The following is a 25,304-nucleotide window of genomic DNA, read 5'->3' as shown; positions in this document are numbered from 1 at the left end:
AAAGCCTATTTATATCAAATCAATTAAGAAAACTTGATGAAGACTTTATTAGGCTGAGTATATCTTGTCTAATGCTAGTATAGAGTGAAGCTATGTTTAAATGTTATAGATGGCTGTGTTCAAGCTGAAATAGCCCCATAAAAACAAATTGTTAGCGCTGTTCTGGAGTTGTAAAAGTATACGCGCTATGCCTATGTGTTATATTTCGGAGTGCGTAAATACCACCCCTAATTGCTCAGCCTGTTTTATAAATAATGCGATAAATTTATCTAAAACTTCAGAGCGAGTACGTAATGATGGCAATAAAATAAAAAAACGAAATGGAATGCTTGGTTTGAATGGCTTAATTACTACTCCTGGATGCACTTCAGAGGCATACTGTGCCGAAAAAGGATCGACAATTGCTGCGCCTACCCCTTCCGCTACCAGAGTTGCAATAGCACTGGCGAGCGAAACTTCTGCAACTTCTTTTTGCTTTAGTTTTTTCTTTCTAAAGGCTTTGTCAACGAGTTGTTGAGTATCGTCTTTTTCACAACTTACCAAGGGATGATCCGCCAGCAACTCAGGAGTTATCACAGGTAAATTGGCCCGTGAGCTGTCGGGAGGAAGTATACATACACAATCACATTCTATAGTAATGCTGGTTACCCCCTCGGTAACTTCAGGTAACAAGGCAAAACCTATATCGCAAGATTGTAACGCCGTACGACGCTGCACTTCCTCGGAACGGTAGGTTTTAAGTGAAGTGGTAACATTTGGGTGCTCTTTTAAGAACTTACCTAAAATCTTGGGCAAAAAACTGGTGGAGAGCATAGGAAAAGCAGCAATATGTAAACTGCCATGGTGACTATTCTTGATATCTTCAGCGCAATCAGACAAAGACTCTATAGCACCGTAAGCTTTAGAGACTTCCAAGTAGAATGCTCGCCCTTTATCTGTGGGAAGTAATCGGCCTTTAACACGTTGAAATAGTTTAAAGCCAATATTTCTTTCCAAACTTGCGATTAAACGACTCACGGCAGGCTGGGTGATATGAATAAAGTCAGCTGCGGCTGTCACAGTTCCTAATTCATATACGGCTTTAAATGCACTTAATTGCTGAAACTGCATTGCTTCTCACTCTTGGTTCGTATTGCTATATAGATAAAGTTTATTGCCTTGCTTTTAAACAAATGACTAAAGCTTGTAATTGATTAATAATCAAATTTTGATTCAATTATAAGTTTTAAACAACTTAAATTATCGCATTTAATTCAATACCGCATAAGCCCTAAGCGGAAGTATGACTAATCTCACCTGTATTTTCGCTTTGAATCGATAAGCAGATACTTAGCATATGAAAATCAAATTGTTAGCAAGAGTGCTGTGGTCCAACCACATGAAAATTTCTAAGGCGCTTTGTGCCCCAAAGCGCCATAGAGAACTAAACTCGCATAATGAATCCTGGTAAACATATTTCTACCGATAGAATGTCTGCTTTTAAGATTTTTCATTAAACCTAAATTCTTTTTTCAATCTTGGAAGTAAAAATATTGGGCTATATGTTCAGTCAGTTCATGTCTGCTTTGGCGGAGCAGCTGCCATCAGCAAAAACATACTTATAGGTCGGCTTATCGAACAGGCTGTGTAAAAACTTGATTATTGTTGGCACTCCTCTAGATTGCCGTATTTTTGCGTAAACTGACTTTTTAGCCATTGAGATATTTGATGTGCTTTAAATTGAATATTTTCGTTTAAATGGCGTTAACGTTGGATATCCACAGCCATTTTTAATGGAGTATATAAGCATGTTGGTACGCTATGCCCTGAGCATTGAGATTAATTTGGTGGTTCCCACTATCTTCATCATGCGTTTAAAGTTGTAGGCTAGAATATGAAGGCTGATTTCTGTGCTGACATTGTGCTTACGCTTCATTAAGAAGTGAGTCGCCCCCATCCACATTTTGATAGTACCAAACGGGTGTTCTACCGTTTGCTTTCTGAGTACAGTCGTTTCAGGGGCTGCGTCTAACTTCGCTTGCATGACTTCAATATCGTGCTCATGTATCCATCGCCTCATGCGGCGAGGATCTCGTTTTGATTGGGTGCATTTGGCGCGAATAGTACAGGCTGTACATGCCGCTCGGTTGAAGTACACATCTTGCTCGACACCTTTATCCATTGACCGCATTCTATTTTGCAGCTCATTGTTAGCGGGGCAAACGTAGACATCTCTTTTGGGGTCATACTTAAATAATGACTTATTAAATATGCCTTTAATTTTAGCGCCAGACGTGTCTATTTGCGGCACTAAGGCTGTCGCACCTAAGTCTTGCACAGCTTTGATATCTACTCGGCTGAAGTAACCTTTATCTGCAATAACCGTGATATCTTTTCTGTGTAACGCCTTTTGTACTTGTTCAGTAACCGGAGGTAATTGGCCCCTGTCTATCGTCATCGTAATGTCATGACTCACAATGAGGTGATGCTTAGTGTCAACGGCACTTTGCAAGTTGTAGCAAACCCGACGATTCATATTATCCGTTTTCATTAACCGAGCATCCGGATCTGTCAAAGATAATTGCTTGTCTGGATGCGTATTCACAGCTTTTTCTATCGCCTTCATTTCCTGAAGGCGACGTTTCAGCCAGGCTAATTTATCTTTCATCAATGCCGTATCTTTTTCGCTTTTATCCTCAACATCGGCACTATCGAGTAGTGATAAGTACTTGCTGATGTGACTTTCAATGCGTTTAACGTGGTCTCTGGCTTTTTCTGGGGTGAAGTTATTCTTTTTAGCGTTCACCGCTTTAAACTTGCTGCCGTCAATTGCGACTATCGCATCGGTAAACATATTCATTTGCCGACAGAGCTCAACGAACTGACGGCAAGCATTCTTTATCCCTTTGCCATTATCCTTCCTGAAATCAGCAATGGTCTTAAAGTCTGGTGTGAGACGCTCAAGAAGCCACATCAATTCGACATTGCGTTGGGTTTCTCGCTCTAGACGGCGAGATGACTGAATACGATTTAAATAACCGTAGATGTAGAGCTTTAACATTGTGGCGGGGTGATAACCCGGACGGCCTGTTGCTTTAGCCTTTACCTTAGTGAACCCAAGAGAGAGTAAATCGAGTTCGTCGACAAATACATCAATGACACGCACTGGATTCTCAGCCGAAACAAAGTCATCTAATGCTTCTGGAAATAATGTGGTTTGGGTTCGACTTTGGCCCTTAATATGATGTGACATATCAGAGACTCTAATTGTTGTTAACCTACTAATAAGTATAGTAGTTTAGTCATTTCACTCGCATGAATATCAAGACTGAATGATCATAAAAACAAGCCTGTTAGACCAAAACGTGATCAATAGTTTTCACACAGCCTGCGAACATACCAGCCATTTACTATTGGGTTATTCCCTTACTGCGGTACGAAGTACTCTAGAAAATTAAGTCTTTAAAAGCAGCTGGTTTTAACATTCGTTAACTAGCTTTCTTATCTTGATTACGAAATTTTCGCTCACACGTACCTTTTTCACAGCGAATAGATTCGATGCAATCGTAATCTTGATTGATGCAATAACAAATCAATACTTTCTTTTGTTTAGTACATAACAGCTTTGAGATATCGGAATGCAAGTCTGTTTTGGTAGAAGATAAGTTACGGCCCATATACCCTCTCCTGATGTCCTTGTGGGAACCTGTTTACCACTAATGCAATATTGGGTACTGCAAATACTTGATTGGTACTAATTGGTAAAGCTCTAAGAAGCTACTCGTAAGACCATCCAGAGGCCATACTAACGGACTCATAGTTTACGTTGTATCAACAATCCGACCGCAATTAGTAATATTCCGACACCCTAAAATAACTTGATATTTATTAGTAAGATGGCGTTGAAGTTTTTTGAACTATTTTCAATAAGGGGCTGGAGAAGAATGGGTTTAAAGGTTGAAGAGCAGTAACACCCAATAATCGGGTGTTACTAAATGAGAGCACACTTCCTTGTGTAACCTTGTTAACTATTGAGCCGGTAATGGCATTGTTGTGATCTGCTCACAGCGGTATGCCGGCATGTTTAACTCAAACGGATCATCACAACTTGCTAATGCGTTTGTATTAGTGCGCTTATAACACATAGTTGTTAACGTACCTTCTGTGAAGTAACCTGTTGGACAGGTATCGATTTCTTTGGGCTGATAGTGAGTTGTGCTGCATTGTTGACCTTCCAAAGTTCCTGTTTCACAAGAGTAAGTCACATTACTAGTCACGTCGGTTAAACACTCTGAGCCAGAAAGCGTACCTGTTATACACTGATATAAAACACCGATTTCATCATCATATAAGCAATCTGTACCGGATAAAGTGCCAATCGTACAAGAGTGAGTTGCCGGTGCTTTACCATCTACTAGACAATCAGAACCTGAAAGTGTGCCTGAACCACATTGATATAAAACCGACGTATACTCTGTTGATAAACAGTCGGTACCAGATAACGTGCCTGTTGCACAAGAAAAACTCGCTGGTGCTGTGCCATAATGCAAACAATTGCTGCCTGATGGTGTACCAGTAGGACATTGGAAGTCAGAGCTTAAGCTAGCAGCTATTGCGAAGGGGCATTTTTAGAACGTTCGATCAGCACGATTCATTTGACCCTCCGCAAAAATTAACATAGACAAGTACCACATGAATCATAACGTGAGTTCAGAAAATTGGTAACAAACATGACGATGATAGTGTTCATCTGCAGTCAATATTGCGGTAGGAAAGCCTTTGGTATTTATCGCGTTTGGGAAGTTTTGCGCTTCTAAGCACATACCTTGGTAGGCTGAAAATTCATCCGCTAAGTACTGGCCGGAGTATAACTGCAACCCAGGCTGGTCGGTAAAAACTTGCATTTTCACCCTATTAGCATTGCCAACTAGAGTCGCAACCGCTTGTTTATTTTTCGTATTTTCCAATACAAAGCAATGATCATATCCGTTGTTTTGCTGTAACTGACTATCGGCAACTGATGTTAACTTTTCGCCCAGCACAGACAGCTGTTTAAATGAAAATGGGCTATTCTTAACTACTCTCACTTCGCCTGTCGGTATTCCTTCCCTATTTATTGGTAGGTAATGCAACGCATTTAACTGTAGCGATAAGCTTTTAATGGAGGGCTCTCCCAGGTGAAAATAGCAGTGGTTGCACATATTCACCACGGTATCTTGATCTGTCCGTGCCTTAAACTCTATCTCCAACGAGTTATTGGCTGTCAACCTATAGACGACGGTTGCCAATACCCGACCAGGAAACCCCTGATCGCCATCTTCAGAAAGTAAACTTAGCTCGGCAAAATTATCAGACAAGCTATCAGGGTTAAAGTGCCAATACCGTGAGGAAAAGCCTTGTGCTCCGCCGTGCAGGCAATTTTCACCACTATTCTTGCTCAATTGATATTCTTTGTGGTTTAAGCTAAAACGCGCCTTAGCAATGCGATTACAGACCCGGCCAACTGTCGCGCCAAGATAAAATGGATCCTGCAGATAACTTTCTTGTTTTGTGTAAGCTAACGTCATTTCCGTCAGCCGGCCTTTTATCGGAAACAAGATGGAGCTTACCCTTGCGCCAAAATCCAGTATCTTAACCTGCATGCCATGATGGTTGCTTAATATGTGGTAGTTCATATCATTGCTAGCCTTCATCAAGCTGTTGTTACCTGAGCTGTCATACCCTGATGCCTGTGTGCTAACTACAGCGAGGCAACCAGATCAGTTTTGGCAACCTCGATGCCACCAAACCTACCACCAAACGGTGTATAAGCCGGTTAATATGACAACAACACCAAATGCGGCAATATTAAAGGCCTTTTCAGTGGTAAAACTAACGTCATTTAGGTTGACGGTAGTATCGTTTAACGAAAAGTTAGTGCGGTTCAAAAGAGAAACAATAACCATCAAGAGCAGACAAAGCATAAAGACAAAACTCATCCGATCCATAAAAGGTAATTCTGGCTGTAAAACTCTTAGGCTAAATGAGAACACCGCAGAGCCAATGGCTGCAGATAACGCCCCCATTGAAGTTGCTTTTTTCCAGAACATACCTAATAAGAAGATCACAACAATGCCTGGAGTGAACACCCCAGTGAACTCCTGTATATACTGAAATGCCTGATCAAACTGACCTAATAGCGGCTCTGCCATAACGAGTGCAATAGTCAAAGAAATAAGTGTTGCTATTCGACCTACCTGAACATAATGATGCTGGCTCTTATTGGGCTTAATAGGACGATAAATATCCATAGTAAATATGGTCGAGATGCTATTAGTCATAGATGCCAGCGAAGAAACGATAGCCGCAACCAGTGCCGCGAAAACAAGCCCTTTGATGCCAACAGGCATTAACTCCATCATTGATGGATAGGCCTGATCAGCCGTCGCCAAATTCGGATAAAGCACCACAGCCGCAATTCCTGGCAAAACAACGATGATCGGCATTAACAGTTTTAAATAAGCCGCTAAAGCAATGCCCTTTTGTGCTTCCTGAATATTCTTCGCGGCCAGTGCTCGCTGAATAATATACTGGTTAAAGCCCCAGTAAGACAGGTTCATCACCCACATACCGCCAACTAACACCGAAATGCCTGGCAAATTCGTATATTGGGCGTTTTCGGGTGACAAAATCATATCGAAATGTCCAGGTAACTCAGCGGTCAACTTACCAAAACCTGCCATAGCTCCCTGCCCCTCGGCTACAGCATCAAGCGCTAGATAACTTAAAAATAAACCGCCAAATATCAAGAGAACCACTTGAATAATGTCGGTATAAGCAACGGCTTTTAAACCACCATACAATGAATAGGCTATCGAGAATGTTGCTAAAAATAACATACCATACCACCAGTCAACTCCGGCAACCGTTTCAATCGCCAAACCTCCTAGCCAAAGTACTGCGGTTAAGTTAACGAAGATATAAACCACCAGCCAAAACAACGCCAGTGTTGTTTTGACACGATGGTCAAAGCGCTGTTGCAGATATTGAGGCATAGTGTATATCTCATTTTTTAGAAATACCGGTAACAGGTATTTTCCCACTAATACCAGCGTGATTGCCGCCATCCACTCGTAAGACGCTATAGCCATACCAACAACAAATCCGGAACCTGACATACCGATAATTTGCTCTGCCGAAATATTAGACGCAATTAATGACGCACCAATCGCCCACCATGGTAACGAGCGGCCAGCGAGAAAATAATCTTTGGTGTCTGCCCCTTGTTCTTTTTCATTGCGTGAGATCCATAGTGCGACTACCAAAAGCCCTAACACATAGACGACAAATATGCCGACATCAAACATTGCTAATTTCATCATTTCACCTTGTTATCATTGTTATTTATCGTGATTAAATTAAGTTGACGAACGCACCATTGACAGCTGTACATCGATAGATATCTGGCGTTAACCCTGTTTTAGCCGGGTACTGTTCTAATACAGCATCAATGACACTAGGGAGCATCAGTTTAGGGGCAAGCGCGACCACGCAACCACCAAACCCACCGCCTGTCATTCTTACGCCACCTTGTTCACCCAGAACAGTAGCAACAATATCAACCAAAGTATCGATTTCAGGTGTGGTTACTTCAAAGTCATTTTTAAGTGACTGGTGAGAGTCGGCCATTAACTGACTAATGCTTGCCATGTCTCGCTTGTTAAGCGCGGACAACATTTGACAAGTTCTGCTATTTTCACTGAGTACATGTTGTGCTCTTCGAAAAAGTATTGGTTCAATGTCTTGCTTAACCACTTCTAGCTGTTCAGGTAAAACATCGCGCAAAGTCTTCTTGCAGCAAAAACTCGCTGCGGCTTCGCATTGCATTCGTCGAATATTATATTCACTGTCAACCAGGCCACGCTTGACGTTTGAATTGATAATTAAAATAGCAATATCGTCTGGCATAACTGCGTATTGAACGCTTAGGTCTTGGCAATCGAGCAGCATCACTTGTGATTTTTTGCCTAATGCCGAAATCATCTGATCCATAATGCCACAGTTACAACCGACAAACTCGTTCTCTGCCTGCTGCCCTTTCAATGCGGCCTCAAGCCCTGTTAGCGATAGTTTATTTAGTTGTGTAAAGGCCAAAAGCAAGGCGATTTCAAACGAAGCCGAGGAACTGAGTCCCGCACCTCGAGGTACATTACCTGAAACAGTAATATTTGCGCCTTTGATATCTGGATAGCTCTGCATTAAGGCGAACAAGGTGCCCCTGACATAGTTACTCCAAGCATATTTTTGATCGAAGGTGATATCATCCAGAGAAAATTCGACTTGTTCATTATCAATATCAATCGCAATGACATTTACCTGGCGATCATCTCGTAAGCTGGCCGCGATATCAGTGCCGAAGTCGATAGCCACAGGTAAAACGAATCCCTTGTTATAATCTGTATGGTCGCCCATCAGGTTTACCCGTCCGGGAGCATGACAAACAATATCAGGCTGCGCGCCAAACGCTTTGGCAAAAGAGCGTGTTAATAGTTCATTCCGATTCATGGTTAAACAACCTCCAGATAATGAACGGGGGCAAGGTCACGCAAGCGCTGCGCCGCTTGCTCTGGGGTAAGATCGCGTTGTGCTTCAGCCATCATTTCGTAACCAACCATAAACTTTCGCACCGTAGCCGAACGTAACAGCGGCGGAAAGAAGTGAGCATGTAATGTCCATTCTTCATGAGTAGCTCCGTCAAAAGGAGCGCCATGCCAGCCCATGGAGTACGGAAAGGAGCATTGAAACAGATTGTCGTAAGCTATGGTGATTTTCCGGATGATGTCAGCCAATGACTGCCGGGTTTGCTCGGTTAATTCTGTCATGCGCTTTATAGAAAATCGTGGCAACAGCAGAGTTTCAAATGGCCAAGCAGCCCAATAAGGTACTACCACCAACCAGTCATCATTTTGACATACAATACGTTCTTTATTAATTAGCTCTCGGGCTACATAATCAGCAAGCAGAGGCCGATGATATGATTCAAAATAAGCCAATAAATTGGTTAATTTCTTTTGCGCCAACGTTGGTAATTGCTGCTGTGCCCAGATCTGACCGTGTGGGTGCGGATTTGAGCAGCCCATAACTGCACCTTTATTTTCAAAGATCTGTACCCACTGATACTTAGTGCCCAGCTCTTTACATTGTTGTTGCCAAGTATCTACCACATATTTGATTTCACTAACTGACAACTGGGGCAGCGTTTTTGCGTGATCTGGAGAAAAGCAGATAACTCGGCTTTCACCCTGCTCTACCGCCATCCTAAATAAGGGGTCGTCATTACTCATTTTGGGCGTACCGGGTTTTAACGCCGCGAAATCATTTTGAAAAACATAGGTTTTTTCGTATTTAGGATTGACGTCGCCGCTAACACGGGGATTACCAGGACATAAATAACAAGCGTCGTCATAAGCCTCTTTGGGTTGCGCATCATTGGCTTCAACCTGCCCTTGCCACGGACGCTTTGCTCTGTGAGGAGATACCAGTACCCATTCAGCTAGCAACGGGTTGTACCTTCGATGAGGGTGCTCTACCGGATCAAACGTTTCTTTTATTCCAATATCAGACACTTCTAGTCACACCTCTACGATAAACAACCAACTTAAGATATTAGTATAATACTATTTATAATACAATATGTTTATTATTTGAAAATCTGCCGGCCATGAAAAAGCAAAAGCCACTCAAATGCCAAATATTTGAGTGGCTTTTTAAAGGCTAGAAGTGACTTAACTATCTGTCGTAATAGTTACCGGTGATACTAGGAGGCTTTGCTTTCTAATGCCGCTATTTGCTCATTAACTATAGCTAAGGTCGCTTTTTGCGTTATCATTGCCGCATCAAACGCCGCTTGTGCCTCTTTATTCTTAATATGTTCAAAAATATCTCTATGGGCTTGGTATTCGTCCATAGTTACGGCTATTAACCGATTGGTAAAACGAATATTTACCTTTAACGCCGTGGTAATAAAGTTTTTTAACTGTATGAAAAACGGGTTATTACTGGCAGACAAGACACTTTGATGGAACTCTATGTCTGCTTCATGGGTATCATCCATGCCGCTGGTTGCATCTTTCATCCGAACTAAGGCGTTTTCAATCGCCTGTAAATCAGCGTCGGTGGCATATTGAGCAGCCAAAAACGCCGCTTCTGGCTCAATCGCTAAACGCAATTGTAAAAAATGTCTAAGCAGGTATAAATCCGGCTTACCCAATAAAATCCAATTAAGGACATCAACATCAAACAAGTTCCAATGCTTCGAATCAACAACCTTTATCCCTTGCCTAGGCCTTGAGCTGATCAGCCCCTTAGCTGTTAGCATTTTCACCGCCTCTCGAGTGGCAGTGCGACTAATATTGAACTGGGTGCACAAATCAGCTTCCGACGGCAAGCTATCACCGACTTTATAACTGCCTTGCATTATTTGTTTACCCAACTCATGCACTAGCTGCTGAGTTAAATTACGATGTGATGGTTCCATACAACTAATTAATGTTAAAAGATTAAGATTTGTATGATAAATGACTCAAATTAAATACTCTAGTGTAATTTAATAAATGCTGTCCATATCCTATTGTCCGAAATAAGTAGTCCCCAACAGTCTCATCGCTCTTATTCTTGAATTTATTAATAGCGACAGAAAGTACTTGCTTCTGCCCTCTTTATTTGTATTATAAATACTATTGTTAGTTTAATTTAGACGTTATGATGAAATCAATGCTACTGACCAATGTTGCCTTAGCAACACTGCTGTTATCTCATTTGTTCTCGAATGCACAAGCGCGTGAACCCTGGGAAAATCATGAGGTGTTTGCCATCAACAAAGAAGCGCCACATGCCACCTTGTTTCCATTCAACTCCAGAGATGCCGCGCTGAATAATGACAAAGAACAGAGTAGTAACTTTATTTCACTCAATGGCTTATGGAAGTTTGACTGGCAGCGTTCGCCTAAGGATAAACCTAACGGTTTTGAACAGTTAAATTTCAATGACGAAAATTGGCAGCAAATTGCGGTGCCTGGCAATTGGGAGACTGAAGGTTACGGTTACCCTATTTATCTAGATGAGCGGTTCCCGTTTGCTACCACTTGGCCAGATGCTCCTAAAGATTATAATCCAATAGGATCATACCGTAAGCAATTTAGTCTACCAGCATCATGGCAAAATAAACAAGTATTCTTACACGTCGGCGCGGCAAAATCTTCACTGGATGTTTGGTTAAATGGCAAAAAAGTGGGGTTTAGCCAAGGTTCAAAAACACCAGCAGAATTCGACTTAACCTCTTATTTGGCTAAAGATAAAAACCTGCTCGCCTTTCAAATTCGCCGCTGGACTGATGCCAGTTATCTGGAAAGTCAGGATATGCTGCGCATCTCAGGAATAGAGCGCGATGTCTATCTATATGCAACTCCTAAGCAACATATCTTTGATTTCCATGCTAAACCGACGCTGAACGAAAACTTTACTCAGGGTAAATTAACGCTTGATATCAACATAAAAAATTATGACAAAGCCGCTACGAACAAGCTGGTTGAACTGCAGCTATTGGATCCCCGTTCAGATTTGAAAGTTTTGCTTAGCAAACAAAGTAAAATCAACATTGCAGGGCAAAGTTCTTTAACTATTTCATTGGCGGGTGAGATAAACACACCGGCGCTTTGGTCGGCAGAATCGCCCAATTTATATACCTTGCTCATTAACTTAAAAGACACCGAAGGTAATACCATAGAGTCAATACGTGATGACATTGGTTTTAGACATTTAGCCGTAGTTAACAGCCAGCTTACCATTAATGGCAAGGCTATCACTATCAGAGGTGTTGACCGCCATGAAACTGATCCGATACACGGTCATGTGGTAACCAAAGCGTCGATGGAAAAAGATATTAAATTAATGAAACAGTTTAATATTAACGCTGTTCGTTCAAGCCATTACCCCAATCACCCCTACTGGTATGAGTTAACCGATAAATATGGCCTATATGTGATCGATGAAGCCAATATTGAATCGCACCCCTTGGCTATCAATGAAAAAACCCAACTGGGTAATGAGATGAGTTGGCTGCCTGCCCATTTAGATCGAACAAAACGGATGTTTGAGCGCGACAAAAACCATCCATCGATCATCATCTGGTCATTAGGAAATGAAGCGGGTCATGGCAAAATTTTTGAAGCCACTTACCAGTGGCTAAAAAGCAATGATGACAGCCGACTAGTACAGTATGAACCAGCCGGAGAAGCGTACTATACCGACGTGTTTGCGCCCATGTACCCGTCAATTGAGCGCTTAATCAAATACGCTGAGTCTAAACCCAGTCGTCCGGCGATCATGATTGAATATGCTCATGCAATGGGTAACTCTGTTGGCAACTTAAAGGATTACTGGCAAGCCATAGAAAAGTATGACGTTTTACAAGGTGGCTTTATCTGGGACTGGGTCGACCAATCGTTGCAATATACCAATGAAAATGGCACAGATTTTTGGGCCTATGGAAAAGATTTTCATCCAGATTTACCCAGCGACGGTAATTTTCTTAACAACGGTTTAATGAACCCAAACCGAGAGCCACATCCACATGCGTTCGAAGTAAAAAAGGTTTATCAGGCCATTCGTTTTGAGCGTTCAAATGCGTCGGTTGACGTATATCGCATTAAAAACCGTTACGATTTCACCGATCTGTCTCAGTTTGATCTCCAGTGGAAAATAGAAGCCGATGGCGAATTGTTTGCTCAGGGGCAGCAAGCATTGCCAGCAATAAAACCGGACAGTGAATCTGATATTCGCTTGCCATTACCTGCGCTACCTAAAAGTGACTCTAAGGAATATTTTATTACCTTAAGCGCAGTGTTAAATAAACCACAAGGGCTCTTGGCTACCGGCCACGAAGTTGCTTTTGAGCAATTCAAGCTTCCGATTAAATATGTCAATCAAGCACCACAACCTGCAATGCTTACCATGGAAATTGCCCAGCAGTCTGATAACAATTTGGTATTAAACAATGGGGATACCAAAGTAACCTTTGATAAGGTTTCCGGCTGGTTAAATCAATATCAGCACAACAACAGTGCATTACTTAAGTCACCACTTAAGGCAAACTTCTGGCGTGCACCGACCGACAACGACCTAGGTAACGGTATGCAAAACTGGGCTGGAGTTTGGCAAACCGCAGGTGAAGAACTTCAGTTACAACAATTAACAACCAGCAAAGTTGCTGACGGCTTCAAGGTGATTGCTCAATATCAGACACCTCTTTTTAGCGGTAACTATCAAGTCGCCTACCTTGTTCATCATAATGGCCAAATACATGTGCAGGTTGACTTAGAGATATCAGATGGCCAACAACTGCCCAACATTCCGCGTCTCGGCATGCAGTTAACTATGCCTGGGGAGTTTCAGCAATTATCCTGGTTTGGTCGTGGACCACATGAGAGCTATGCCGATCGCAAAACATCGGCACCCATCTCTTTGTATAAGAGTTTAGTAAAAGATCAAATCCATCATTACGTTCGTCCGCAAGAAAATGCCAATAAGACCGATGTTCGCTGGATTGCGCTGAAAAACTCAATGGGCTCAGGCATAATGGCTATCGGTGATCAACCGCTAAACGCAAGTGCTTGGCCATATAAGCAAAGTGATATTGACTTTGTCGCCGGCAAAGATGGAACTGCCTCGGCGTCAGGTTTAGTACCGGTAACCACTAAGCGTGGCGCCGAAGTACCAATGCGAGACTTAACCACCTTAAATATCGACCATATGCAAATGGGAGTCGGTGGCGATACCTCTTGGGGACGTTTAGTGCACCCCGAATATACGATTCCGGCTAAAAGTTACCGCTACGGATTCACCTTAGTACCAATTGGTCAATCTCAATCCAGTGAAACGGTGCTGGCTCGCTCTGCGAGGTTAAAATAGGTATTGGTATTAATGAAGTCGGCACAGCAAACAACGATATGGCTTATAAGAGGCAAGAATGACAACAGCTAGAACACCAGAGTTTTCTGATGATGAATTATTGCAGGTATTAGCAGCGCATTACGAGTTATCAGGTACATTAAAAAAGTTGCCCGGTTATTGCGATCAGAATTTATTACTGACCACAACTGATGAGCAAAAGTTTATCGTGAAAGTGGCAAATTTAGCTGAGCCTAAACTTGAGCTCGAAATGCAAAATGCAGCCATGGCACATTTAACAGCAAAGCGATGTGCCGTACCTTGTGCACTCAACAATAAGCAGGGTGAATCAATCACGGCAATGGTTAACAGCGAGCAGCAATCGTTCTGCTTACGGGTATTAACCTTTTTACCTGGGCAGTTTTATGCCGACGCTGACAGCACCCAACACAACCCTGCATTGTGGACTGATTTGGGTCACTTTCTCGCCAATATTGATCTTGCCCTAGCTGACTTTCAACATCCTGGTGTATTTAGGTATTTGGACTGGGACTTGGCACAGGGTTACCGTATTTGCATGAGTAAAAAGCATTTGCTCGATGCAAAACAAACCGAGTTGGTCGATAAGTTTTTAATGCTTTATCAATGCCAAACCATGCCGTTACTCGCTAAGTTACCCCAAGGAGTTATTCATAACGACGCCAATGATTACAATCTGTTGATTGATGATGTTAACGGCCCACAAAAAATAACAGGGGTTATTGATTTCGGCGACGTGGTGCACAGTCACATAGTCAACGAACTGGCTATCGCCTGCGCCTATGCGCTGATGGGCGAAAAAAGAGAGCATCATGACGCCCTAAGCACGTTAAAAACTATCGTTGCTGGCTATCATCAAGTGCGTCCGCTGCAAGATGCCGAATTAGAAGTGTTATATTCTTTAGTTGCACTGCGATTATGTACAACCGTATGTAACTCTGCCTTAGCGATACGGCAACAACCTGACAATGAATACTTGCTGGTATCGGTAAAACCGGCATGGCTACTACTGACCGAGCTCAGCACCCTATCCCCGTTTGCAGTATTATGTCAACTACGCGAGGCTTGCAACCTGCCCATAGATACCGGGCAGACTGCCGACAGCATCATTAGCTATCGTAAACAGCATTTAGGCAAGACGTTAAGTTTAAGCTATCAACAGCCACTAAAAATAGTTCGTGGTCAGGGAGCTTACTTGTTTGATCAACAAGGAACGCCCTATTTGGATATGGTCAATAATGTTTGCCACGTCGGTCATTGTCACCCTAAAGTGGTCGCCGCAGGTCAGGAGCAAATGGCCAAGCTGAATACCAATACCCGCTACCTGCATGACAATATTGTTAATTATGCCAACAAATTACTAGCGACCATGCCAGAAGAGCTGTCGGTATGTATGCTGGTAAATTCTGGCAGTGAAGCCAATGAACTAGCGTTGCGCTTGGCTCGCTGTTATTCCAAATCAAAAGAGCTATTGGTGGTAGACGGCGCCTATCACGGCAACACCAATGCCTGTATTGAAGCTAGCCCATATAAATTTAATGGTCCCGGTGGCGAAGGTGCCCAGCCGCATATTCATACGGTAGCTCTGCCCGACCCTTACCGCGGTGAGTTTCAGGGAAATACGCCTGCAACAGCACAAGCTTATGCCAACAGTGTCAGCAATGCCATAGAACGGCTGACTCAGGAAGGTAAACAACCCGGTGCCTTTATTTGCGAATCATTGCAAGGGGTCGCAGGACAAATCATCATGCCTGACGGCTACCTGTCATCTGTGTATTCAATGGTTCGAGCGGCTGGCGGTGTATGTATTGCCGACGAAGTACAAGTTGGTTTTGGTCGTGTCGGCTCGCATATGTGGGCATTTGAAACCCAAAATGTGGTACCAGATATTGTCACCTTGGGCAAACCCATTGGCAATGGTCATCCCATGGCTGCGGTAATTACCACCCAGGCAATTGCTGATGCTTTTGTAACTGGCATGGAATATTTCAATACCTTTGGCGGCAACCCAGTTTCCTGTGCCATTGGCACGGCAGTGCTCGATGTAATTGAGCAGGAAGGTTTGCGTGAGCATGCCCACACAACAGGGTTGTACTTCAAAAACAAATTAATCGAGCTTCAGCAAAGGTTTGATTTAATTGGTGACGTTCGTGGCCTTGGCTTATTTATTGGCGTCGAATTGGTAGAAAACAGAAAAAGCAAACACCCAGCGACGGAGAAAACCGCATGGTTAGTGGAGTTTTTCAAAAAGCACAATATATTACTCAGCACTGAAGGCCCGTTTTATAATATTTTAAAAATTAAACCGCCGTTGGCCTTTAATTGCGCTGACGCAGATAAATTTATCAAGGTGCTTGATTTAGGTCTAACCGAATTAGCACAACAATAATATTTCTTGATCAAAAGAAATTACAGATATTAACATGCAAATGAATCGATAAGGTTACCATGAACTTTTTACAGACTTTAGGCATAAACAGTCATAACTATGGCGCATCGACTGGCCAGCAATGGTTACACACTGACAATAATGGACAGTTTGATATCGCATCACCAGCCGATGGTAAAGCCATTGCCAGTGTTTATCAGTGCTCTGAAGATGACTACGAGCAAGTTATCGCCACCGCACAAGCGGCATTTAAAACCTGGCGCAAAATGCCAGCGCCCAACCGCGGTGAAATCGTCAGACAAATAGGTAATAAACTAAGAGATTACAAACAGCCTTTAGGTGAGCTCGTTGCCTATGAAATGGGGAAATCACTTCAAGAAGGCTTAGGTGAAGTTCAGGAAATGATCGACATTTGTGATTTTGCCGTTGGTTTATCGCGTCAACTTAACGGTGCCACCCTGCACTCTGAGCGACCGCTGCACCGTATGTATGATCAATATCACCCGCTCGGTATCGTTGGTGTTATCTCGGCCTTTAACTTCCCTGTCGCAGTTTGGTCGTGGAACGCCATGATAGCGGCAATTTGCGGTAATGTTACCGTCTGGAAACCGTCAGAGAAAACCCCGTTAACGGCCATTGCCTGTCAAAATATTTTAAAAGACGTGTTGGCTGAAAATGAATTGCCTGAAGGTATATTCTCTTTGGTCATCGGTGAAGGCCAGGTTGTTGGCGAAGGTATGCTGCATGACAAACGTATTCCGCTGATGTCAGTCACTGGCTCTACCCGCGTAGGACGCCATGCAGGTACCTGTGTCGCCGCTCGATTTGGTAAGTCAATTCTTGAGCTAGGCGGCAATAATGCAATTATTTTAACGCCTCAGGCAGATTTAAAACTAGCCATTCCAGGTATAGTTTTTGGTGCTGTCGGTACCGCGGGCCAGCGCTGTACGTCAACCCGACGAGTCATTATTCACGAAGACATTTACCAGCAAGTAAAAGAAGTCTTAGTTAAAGCTTATCAGGGGCTAAGAATAGGTACGCCTCTTGATGAGAATAATCACGTCGGCCCATTAATCGACAAACAGGCCGTTGCTATGTTTACTGAAGCGCTGGAGAAAGTTCAGGCTGAAGGGGGTAAGTTACTTTGTGGTGGTGAAGTATTAACTGGCGAAGGCTATGAGTCAGGCTGCTATGTTAAACCCGCTATTGTTGAAGCAGAAAACCATTTTGAGATGGTTCAGCACGAAACATTCGCCCCCATCGTCTATTTGATCAAATACTCTGGCGATGTACACGAGGCTATCGCCATTCAAAATGACGTGGTACAAGGGTTATCATCTGCAATTTTCACCGACAACTTGCGTGAAGCAGAGAACTTCCTGTCACACTGGGGCTCAGATTGCGGTATTGCCAACGTTAACATTGGTACCTCTGGCGCTGAAATTGGCGGTGCTTTTGGCGGTGAGAAAGAAACAGGTGGTGGTCGTGAATCGGGCTCTGACGCATGGAAAGCTTATATGCGACGTCAAACCAACACCATTAACTATTCGACCGAATTACCATTGGCTCAAGGGATAAAATTCGATCTTTAATCGGCGATTAATCTCTATCACAAGAGCGAAAGATTAATTCATTGCTATTAGCTCTTGAAAGGCACTTAATACACAAAGGCTCATCTCATGTCGAGTTGGCCTTTTAAGTTTAAGACGCCTGAATACCCTCGTTCAATAAAGCTTACTCTGTAAACTTGGCGTCTCTTTTCTCAACACTTTTGATAAACTTTTTGGCGAGCTTTCAACTAAGGATTTCACTTTAAAACCAATCAGCGCACAGCTAATGCCTATAATGGGTGACAACCAGTTAAAAAAGCAAAACACGGCGTATTCGAGTGGGTTTATCAATAGAACTGACTGCATATATGCGCCACAAGTATTCCATGGAATAAGTGGTGAAGTAACTGTACCGCCATCTTCTAGCGCACGTGATAGGTTTTCAGGTGCCAGCGAACGACGGCGATACTCTTCCTTAAACATTCTGCCCGGCATCACTATCGCGATATATTGATCGGCAGCAATGCAATTAGTGCCAAAGGCGGTAACAATTGTTGTAGAGATTAATGCCCCAACAGAATGGGTGACACTCACTAAACTTGTTACCAAACGCTTTAGTAAGCCTACGGATTCCATAATGGCACCAAAAGTCATCGCTGATATAATCAGCCAAATGGTGTTAAGCATGGACCCCATTCCCCCGCCACTTAATAAACTATCAAGCATCGGATTACCGGTATCAAGGCTAACTCCTGCATACATTACTTGCCAGACCACCATAATATTTGCTTCAAGAATAGATAAGTTGCCGATAGCAAAAGACTGTATCAATTCTTGTTGAAACAATATCGCCCACACAGCGCCAGCAATTGCACCAATGCCTATTGCTGGAAACGCGGGAATTTTTCTCATTGCTAAAAATAACGTGATAATTAAAGGTAATAATAAATACCAGGCAATAAAAAATTCACGCTGCAAACTGGCAGCAAGCTGCGCTAATTGCTTGTTAGCAACCTGTTCAACAGTATTCAACCCCAGAATAAAAAAAATAATCAAAGTGAGCATAAAGCTTGGTACGGTGCTCCACATCATATTTTTAATGTGTATAAACAGCTCGGTACCTGCAATGGCCGGCGCTAAGTTTGTGGTATCTGAAAGTGGTGATAGCTTGTCACCAAAGTAAGCGCCACTAATTATCGCACCCGCAGTAACAGCCCCCGAGGCGCCAAGCCCTGCGGCAACCCCCATCAAAGCAACACCTATAGTGGCAGCAACAGTCCAACTGCTGCCAATGCACAATGCAACTATTGCGCAAATCACACTACAGCTGACATAAAAGTATTGAGGTTCAATAATTTGCAGACCGAAATAAATCATAGTTGGGACTGTGCCCGCGAGTAACCAGGTACCAATTAACGCGCCCACAGCAAGCAGAATCAATATCGCGCCAAGGGTCAAGCTGATGCCCTTAACAATTCCCTGCTCCAGCTCTTTGCCTGTGTAGCCGTTTTTCAGACCGATGATACTGGCTATGCCCGCACATAACATCAGGGCAATTTGATTGGGCCCAACAGAGGAGTCATCACCAAAAAAGTAAACCGCTGAGGACAGTAAAATGAGTAAGATGACGATGGGAAACAATGCATCAATTAATGACGGTTTTTTATGTTTATTTATCATGCCGATCCTTAACCGTTTTAATAACAAAAGAGAATTCTGCTGAGTTAAACGTTTAGCGCTTAACTGCGGGCAATTTACTGAGGGTTAGGCGCCAAGTACCCCTGTGGAATAAGCACTTGGCTATAGTTATCGAGAAAAGACATTAGGAACTGACTGCCCTAACATCTAAAAAATTGAGTAAATCCATTTACTCATAAGGAGCTTATAGTGAACCACGTATACCGATGGCGTAACGAGGGCCAGTCTCAGTGATCGATAAAATATGGTTTGAAAACAGTCCACGCTTATGGGTGATTTCATTGGTCACATTGATACCTTCAAAAAATACCGTCAAGCTGTCATTAATGTCGTAACTGCCACTGATGTCTACCTGAGCATAATCATCAACATACACTGGGTGTCCATAACCTCCATCAGTGACTTGCATAAACTCATTACGATTGTTGTAGGCAATTCGGAACTGAATGGCATCCTTCTCGTAATACAAGACGGCATTTTGAGAGTCCCCCAGACCTGGCAACGGCAGTGGGTTCTCTTCACTATCAGCACTCGATTCACTGTCAACAAACGTCATATTGGCCTGAAAACCAAAACCATCAAATGGTGCCGGTAAATAGGTCATACGATGCTGCACTGCTAGTTCAAAGCCATCGATTTCAGCTGAATTTAAGTTCATTGGGCGACTCATTTTATAGTCGTAGGTGCCGCTTGGAACAGTAACTGACTCATCAAAGACGCCGCCTTCAATAAAGTTGTCTATATCCTTGCTGAAATAGGCGACAGCAGCATAACTTGATTCATCAAAGTACCATTCCAAACTCAAGTCGATATTGTCTGACTCATAAGGTTTCAGTTTTGGATTGCCGCCCCAACCGGTTAAGGCACTGGGTTTACCACCACCATAACCAGTTTCCGGAGACATTTCGGTTAATGTTGGACGAGTAATACTTTGCGAATAAGCAAAACGAGCGATAAGGTCGTCTACAATTTCAATATTGGCATTAACACTTGGCAACAAATGCTTATAACTATGGGGGACGGTAACCGGCTCATAGTCTTCGGACTCTATCGCGGTTAATTCACCTGAGTTATTGATATCAACCAAATCTTCTAATTTGATTGAAGCGCCAATGGACTTCGTTTTGGTTTCAACGTAACGCAAGCCGGCAACCAAACTCCACGGCATATCACTAAACTCACCGTCAAAATGAAAATCTGTATAGAGTGATGTTGTTCTTTCATTTACTTTAAATGAATAGGGTTTACGCAGTGCGTTATAACCATAGCTTTCCATGGCCTCGGCAACAAATGCGGGATCATCAGAATTACTTATTGCGGCGTCGCTGGATAAGAAATCAAACAACTCATAGGAGTTAAATCGCAACCAGGAGCTGGTAGTATTTGCATTAGCACCTGATAAGAAGCCATCGGCATCATAAAGCTCAAACAAATTGTCCGGTATATCTACTGCATCAGGATAACCACAATAAGCACAGTTAATAGACCAATGCGTATAATAGCGCGTTCTTGCCAGTGTGCGGTCAGAGCTCATCACCCCAAAATCAATTCGGGATAACACCCCTTGATCGAGTACATAGCTGGCATCGGCTTTGAGTTCGGTGATCTCGTCAGTAATGTCCCAGCCAAAGGCACTGGCCCAATGCGCTCTAACCCTAGATGGCGACAAGTCTTCAGAAAAAGACAAGCTAGGCACGGTTGAGCCCGTTGTGGTATCCCAAGCATAGGAGTTATAAAAACCGGCAACCGTATCTGTTGTTTTACCGCCATTTAACGACTCGGCTTTCGAGGTAGAAATATCGATATTAACCGTTAAATTATCTCTAAGCACCCAATCAGCGTTAATACCAAAAGCCTTCGTTGATGTGGGTGTTTCTGACATACGATTCAAATAATCTGTTGCACTGGCACGACCCATTTCTAATGCTACTACAGTGCGGCGTTCATCAATTTCAGCGGCAACGATATTGCTGCCTTCAAACCAGTGAGCCAATATATCTTCACGGTAATTTACATCGTATTCAGACACCAGCGCATCGGCGGTGAGTGTCAGGTTATCTGATGGCGCATATTGCAGAATAAGGTTGCCTGACGTTCTATCACGACTTTCGGTTTTTACGATTTGATCCCAGTTTTGCGGAACATACACCCCTGACAAGCTGGAACCATCTGCCAGAAAAAGCGTTTGATCTTCATAATAGCCAAAGTTCATGCCCTGATCATAACGACTATCTCGTTTAGCAATAGACAGTGACGCAAGCACACCAAACTTGCCGTCATCAAAGGTGTTACTGATCAAGCCTGAAAAGGTCGGGTTATTAGATTCAGACATGTCATCATAAGTGCTCTTAACACTACCAACCGCTTTAAACTCTTTTATGTCTAACGGTTTGTGTGTAGTAATATTAACCGTTGCCCCGATGCTGCCTTCTTGTAGCTTACCGGTTTGTGTTTTATGTACTTCGGCGCCATTAATTAACTCAGCGGCCAGGGTATCAAAACTAAAGGCACGGCCACCACTAATTGTCGCCATCGTTCGGCCATTAACCAATACTGAATTAAACTCAGGCCCCAAACCACGAACACTGATCAACTGCCCTTCTCCACCTTCTCGGTCAATGGCAACACCAGAAATCCGTTGCAAGGATTCAGCGACATTCTGATCGGGAAATTTACCAATATCTTCTGCGGCAATTGCGTCAACAACGCCATCCGACGCTCTTTTGATGTCCTTTGATTTGATCATACTGGCATGAATACCAGTAACAGTAATAACTTCTATATCTTGTTCGTTTAATTCATTACTTTTACGCTCTTCAGCTGCACTGGTCAACGTCACCACACCAAGGTTAAGCATAACCAACATGGACAAATAATTCAGTTTTGGTTTTTTAGTATTCATTTTATATCCCCTGACAGACTCGCCATTCATGTTCCGTTTTTTCTATCAAATTATTTTTAGCCGATTTTTTAATCGACTCATTTCATACTATAACGTCAAAAAACCAATTACAATATTTATCATACAAATAGTATGGTATTAATAATCACACATTAGGTTTTATCTATGATATAAATAAGCGAGGATATGTTTGTTTATCGAATAAAATTACACAGTGGCCGCGAAAGCAGTCAGAATTTGAGGGTTACTATGTTGAAATTGTTAACAATAAGTTTTTGCTTATCGCTGTTTATATCGTTACCTGTCTTAGCACAGGCTGCTCTAATAACTAGCATAAACACCAATAATCCTTTGTTTCGCAACCTGATCGATCGTACTGGCACACCGCAGCAGCATAAAGATTACGACCTCTACAAAAATCAAAAGTACAACCCATTTATTGATATGGGCGCTTGGCATGGCTTTTTGTTACCGGCTAAAAGCAAAGACTATGGCGCTTTTACTGGCCCAATGGTGATAGCTCAGGAATATAGTTTATTTATTGCGGATAAATTAGAGCAGTTAACAATTATCGACAACGACACCAGCCAGAAATTGGACTTTGCAACAGCCGAGTCTGAAATATACTCACAACCCGGTGCTCTTATTCAGCATTTTAACTGGCCCCACTTGAGTATTAAGCTTGAGCTTCACTTTATCAGTAACAGAACCGCTCTAGTCACCACCGACTTAATAAACAAAACCAGCAAACCACTATCCCTAAAGATAGACTGGCACGGCCAGCTACTATCAAAGTGGGATGATGAGAAAACCGTCACGCAAGCCCTGCCAACTTGGTAGAGAACATTAACTAATAATGCTCAGGGGCTAACAATACACTTTGGCAAAGTCCGCTCCACTTGGCATGTTTTAACGGGAGAAAGCGCTCAGTACCAGATCAAGCGCTCTATTGCCGCCGATACTCAAATATTTGCTGAAAGGCACCAATATGTCAGCCAATCATCCATTAATATTACAGGCAACAGCCGAGTAAAATTAGCGACAAGCCATAGTTATTTTCACGACCAAATTGAGGCCGTTCAAGAGCAGGCATTTATTGACAAGGCATTAGCAGTACCGGAAAAATATATCCAGCAATCTAAAGCGAGATGGCAGCAGTATCTAAACAAGCAAGTTGCCCAGATACAGAAAAGCGATGCGCAAAAACAACTGGCCATCAAATCAATTGAAACTCTCATTGGCAACTGGCGTAGTGCTGCCGGTAACCTGTTACACGACAGTGTTACCCCTTCCGTAACCGCAAGATGGTTTAACGGTACCTGGGCCTGGGATAGTTGGAAGCATGCTTATGCCATGGCCAGCTTTGAACCCGATGTTGCCAAAAATAATATTCGTGCAATGTTCGATTATCAAATAAAGGCAAACGACAAAGTCAGGCCACAGGATCACGGTATGGTGATTGATGCCATTTTTTATAATAAAGATAAAGCTCGTGCTGGTGATGGTGGCAACTGGAATGAACGTAACAGCAAACCGCCACTAGCAAGTTGGGCGGTGTGGCAAGTTTACCTTGAAAATAACGATATTGACTTTATCAGGGAGATGTTTCCGAAGCTGCAGCAATACCATCAATGGTGGTACAGAAACCGAGACCACAATCAAAACGGTTTAGTGGAGTATGGTGCAACTAAGCACAGGTTGCACAATGATAGTGAAGAAAATATCCGCTTTAGCGTAAAGTATTCATCACCCGCAAACTCTATTGTTCTAAGCCAGTGCAAAGCGTCAAATCAACATTGGTACCAGTGTGCCGGCATCGACCTCTATCAAGATATTATAAACCGTGCGGATTATGAGGCTATTGATATCGGTGCTCAGCATGGTGCTGCTTGGGAGTCAGGTATGGATAATGCGGCGCGATTTGGTTTTATCAACAATGCACAGTTGAAACACTACGCCCAAGAAGATTATCAGGGAGATATCGAGCAGGCCCGTAAAGATTGGCAGGTAATGTTTTACGAAAACCGAAATGCGTCTGGCGAACTCCTGGGTTACTCGATCAATCAAGAGTCTGTTGAATTAAACAGCTATCTAGCACATGAAAAAATGCTACTAGCCAATATGGCTGAGCTACTACAGCAAACTGAACTGGCGACAATGTACCGAAATTCCGCGGAGAAATTGAAGAAGAAAATAAACCAGTGCTTTTTCGATGAAAATACAGGGTTTTATTATGACCGAAAAATACCGAGCAAGACTACAACAACGAAAACCTGTAGCGGTGACCTGTTAACCATGCGCGGCAAAGGCCCGGAAGGCTGGAGCCCGTTATGGGCAAATATCGCCGATAAAAGCAAAGCGGCACGAGTAAAAGAAGTCATGCTCAGAGAAGATGAATTTAATACCAAAGTTCCTTTGGGTACTGCCTCACTTTCAAACCCTGCTTATGACGCCAATATCTACTGGCGTGGCCGGGTTTGGTTAGACCAAGTCTACTTTGGCTTAATCGCCCTAAATAACTACGGTTATCAGAAAGAAGCAAATATCTTAGCCGAAAAGTTGTTTGAAAATGCCCAAGGCCTAAGTGAAGATGGTGCGATTAGAGAAAATTACAACCCTGAAACTGGCGCAGTACAAGGCGCAACTAACTTTAGCTGGAGCGCAGCACACTTGTTAATGCTCTATTTTGAAATGTAACAGAGTCCATTTGTCGCGTGAACCATAACTTGTCGTCATATAAAAATTTAATACCTTATTTTCCAACAAGTTAAAAAATCGTACTTTTCCACTTTTGAACCATAAGTTGTCATAAAACCACTAA

General features: G+C 42.8%; 14 protein-coding genes and 1 pseudogene. 4 read left to right on the top strand and 11 right to left on the bottom strand.

What is annotated here, in order from left to right; genetic code table 11:
* Positions 1–198: 198 nt before the first annotated feature.
* From QQK05_RS11720 to QQK05_RS11680, 9 genes are all read right to left on the bottom strand, one after another.
* Positions 199–1,110, bottom strand: a complete 912-nt coding sequence (locus QQK05_RS11720) for a LysR substrate-binding domain-containing protein (protein WP_284298795.1) — start codon at positions 1,108–1,110, stop codon at positions 199–201.
* A gap of 688 nt (positions 1,111–1,798) precedes the next feature.
* Positions 1,799–3,232 (bottom strand): IS1182 family transposase, encoded by a 1,434-nt coding sequence (locus QQK05_RS11715; RefSeq protein ID WP_284298793.1) that lies wholly within the window; start codon positions 3,230–3,232, stop codon positions 1,799–1,801.
* Between the two features lie 235 nt (positions 3,233–3,467).
* Positions 3,468–3,656, bottom strand: coding sequence for a hypothetical protein (locus QQK05_RS11710; RefSeq protein WP_284298791.1), 189 nt, complete (start codon positions 3,654–3,656; stop codon positions 3,468–3,470).
* A gap of 351 nt (positions 3,657–4,007) precedes the next feature.
* Positions 4,008–4,529 carry a hypothetical protein gene (locus QQK05_RS11705; RefSeq protein ID WP_284298789.1) on the bottom strand — a complete coding sequence of 174 codons (522 nt, stop codon included), beginning with the start codon at positions 4,527–4,529 and terminating at the stop codon, positions 4,008–4,010.
* A gap of 147 nt (positions 4,530–4,676) precedes the next feature.
* Positions 4,677–5,672 carry an aldose epimerase family protein gene (locus QQK05_RS11700; protein WP_284298787.1) on the bottom strand — a complete coding sequence of 332 codons (996 nt, stop codon included), beginning with the start codon at positions 5,670–5,672 and terminating at the stop codon, positions 4,677–4,679.
* 96 nt (positions 5,673–5,768) lie between these two features.
* Positions 5,769–7,337 carry a sodium/sugar symporter gene (locus QQK05_RS11695; protein WP_284299185.1) on the bottom strand — a complete coding sequence of 523 codons (1,569 nt, stop codon included), beginning with the start codon at positions 7,335–7,337 and terminating at the stop codon, positions 5,769–5,771.
* A gap of 34 nt (positions 7,338–7,371) precedes the next feature.
* Entirely contained in the window at positions 7,372–8,523 is a 1,152-nt protein-coding gene (gene galK / locus QQK05_RS11690) for a galactokinase (protein WP_284298785.1), read from the bottom strand.
* Between the two features lie 2 nt (positions 8,524–8,525).
* Positions 8,526–9,575, bottom strand: coding sequence for a UDP-glucose--hexose-1-phosphate uridylyltransferase (locus QQK05_RS11685; RefSeq protein WP_407704890.1), 1,050 nt, complete (start codon positions 9,573–9,575; stop codon positions 8,526–8,528).
* Positions 9,576–9,775: 200 nt separating this feature from the next.
* Entirely contained in the window at positions 9,776–10,495 is a 720-nt protein-coding gene (locus tag QQK05_RS11680) for a FadR/GntR family transcriptional regulator (RefSeq protein ID WP_284298783.1), read from the bottom strand.
* Between the two features lie 224 nt (positions 10,496–10,719).
* Here QQK05_RS11680 and QQK05_RS11675 point away from each other — a divergent pair, with 224 nt between their 5' ends.
* Genes QQK05_RS11675 through amaB form a run of 3 tightly spaced genes read left to right on the top strand, consistent with a single transcriptional unit; the run spans position 10,720 to position 17,925 of the window.
* Entirely contained in the window at positions 10,720–13,926 is a 3,207-nt protein-coding gene (locus QQK05_RS11675; RefSeq protein WP_284298781.1) for a glycoside hydrolase family 2 TIM barrel-domain containing protein, read from the top strand.
* Between the two features lie 58 nt (positions 13,927–13,984).
* Positions 13,985–16,333, top strand: coding sequence for an aminotransferase class III-fold pyridoxal phosphate-dependent enzyme (locus QQK05_RS11670; RefSeq protein ID WP_284298778.1), 2,349 nt, complete (start codon positions 13,985–13,987; stop codon positions 16,331–16,333).
* Between the two features lie 59 nt (positions 16,334–16,392).
* Positions 16,393–17,925: an L-piperidine-6-carboxylate dehydrogenase gene (amaB, locus tag QQK05_RS11665; RefSeq protein WP_284298777.1), complete on the top strand. Its 1,533-nt coding sequence runs from the start codon at positions 16,393–16,395 to the stop codon at positions 17,923–17,925.
* A 132-nt stretch (positions 17,926–18,057) separates the two neighbouring features.
* Here the strand turns inward: amaB and nhaC are convergent, their stop codons facing one another.
* Both nhaC and QQK05_RS11655 read right to left on the bottom strand, forming a co-directional pair.
* Entirely contained in the window at positions 18,058–19,563 is a 1,506-nt protein-coding gene (gene nhaC / locus QQK05_RS11660) for a Na+/H+ antiporter NhaC (protein WP_284298775.1), read from the bottom strand.
* Positions 19,564–19,765: 202 nt separating this feature from the next.
* On the bottom strand, positions 19,766–22,483 hold the full coding sequence (locus tag QQK05_RS11655) for a TonB-dependent receptor (RefSeq protein WP_284298773.1): 2,718 nt from the start codon (positions 22,481–22,483) through the stop codon (positions 19,766–19,768).
* Between the two features lie 186 nt (positions 22,484–22,669).
* On the opposite strand from QQK05_RS11655, the pseudogene ygjK reads away from it, so the two are divergent.
* Positions 22,670–25,180, top strand: a pseudogene (gene ygjK / locus QQK05_RS11645) (alpha-glucosidase).
* The last annotated feature ends 124 nt before the right edge of the window (positions 25,181–25,304 follow it).

The sequence above is a fragment of the Thalassotalea loyana genome (genome assembly GCF_030161435.1).
GTDB lineage: Bacteria > Pseudomonadota > Gammaproteobacteria > Enterobacterales > Alteromonadaceae > Thalassotalea_G > Thalassotalea_G loyana.
The sequence above is the reverse complement of the archived record's forward strand: the minus strand, read 5'-3'. Positions and strand labels throughout refer to the sequence as shown.

Excerpts from the sequence above, each read along its gene's own strand:
- QQK05_RS11720 (WP_284298795.1), bottom strand. The coding sequence starts at position 1,110 with ATGCAGTTTCAGCAATTAAGTGCATTTAAAGCCGTATATGAATTAGGA.
- QQK05_RS11715 (WP_284298793.1), bottom strand. The coding sequence starts at position 3,232 with ATGTCACATCATATTAAGGGCCAAAGTCGAACCCAAACCACATTATTT.
- QQK05_RS11710 (WP_284298791.1), bottom strand. The coding sequence starts at position 3,656 with ATGGGCCGTAACTTATCTTCTACCAAAACAGACTTGCATTCCGATATC.
- QQK05_RS11700 (WP_284298787.1), bottom strand. The coding sequence starts at position 5,672 with ATGAAGGCTAGCAATGATATGAACTACCACATATTAAGCAACCATCAT.
- QQK05_RS11695 (WP_284299185.1), bottom strand. The coding sequence starts at position 7,337 with ATGAAATTAGCAATGTTTGATGTCGGCATATTTGTCGTCTATGTGTTA.
- galK (WP_284298785.1), bottom strand. The coding sequence starts at position 8,523 with ATGAATCGGAATGAACTATTAACACGCTCTTTTGCCAAAGCGTTTGGC.
- QQK05_RS11680 (WP_284298783.1), bottom strand. The coding sequence starts at position 10,495 with ATGGAACCATCACATCGTAATTTAACTCAGCAGCTAGTGCATGAGTTG.
- QQK05_RS11675 (WP_284298781.1), top strand. The coding sequence starts at position 10,720 with ATGATGAAATCAATGCTACTGACCAATGTTGCCTTAGCAACACTGCTG.
- QQK05_RS11670 (WP_284298778.1), top strand. The coding sequence starts at position 13,985 with ATGACAACAGCTAGAACACCAGAGTTTTCTGATGATGAATTATTGCAG.
- amaB (WP_284298777.1), top strand. The coding sequence starts at position 16,393 with ATGAACTTTTTACAGACTTTAGGCATAAACAGTCATAACTATGGCGCA.
- nhaC (WP_284298775.1), bottom strand. The coding sequence starts at position 19,563 with ATGATAAATAAACATAAAAAACCGTCATTAATTGATGCATTGTTTCCC.
- QQK05_RS11655 (WP_284298773.1), bottom strand. The coding sequence starts at position 22,483 with ATGAATACTAAAAAACCAAAACTGAATTATTTGTCCATGTTGGTTATG.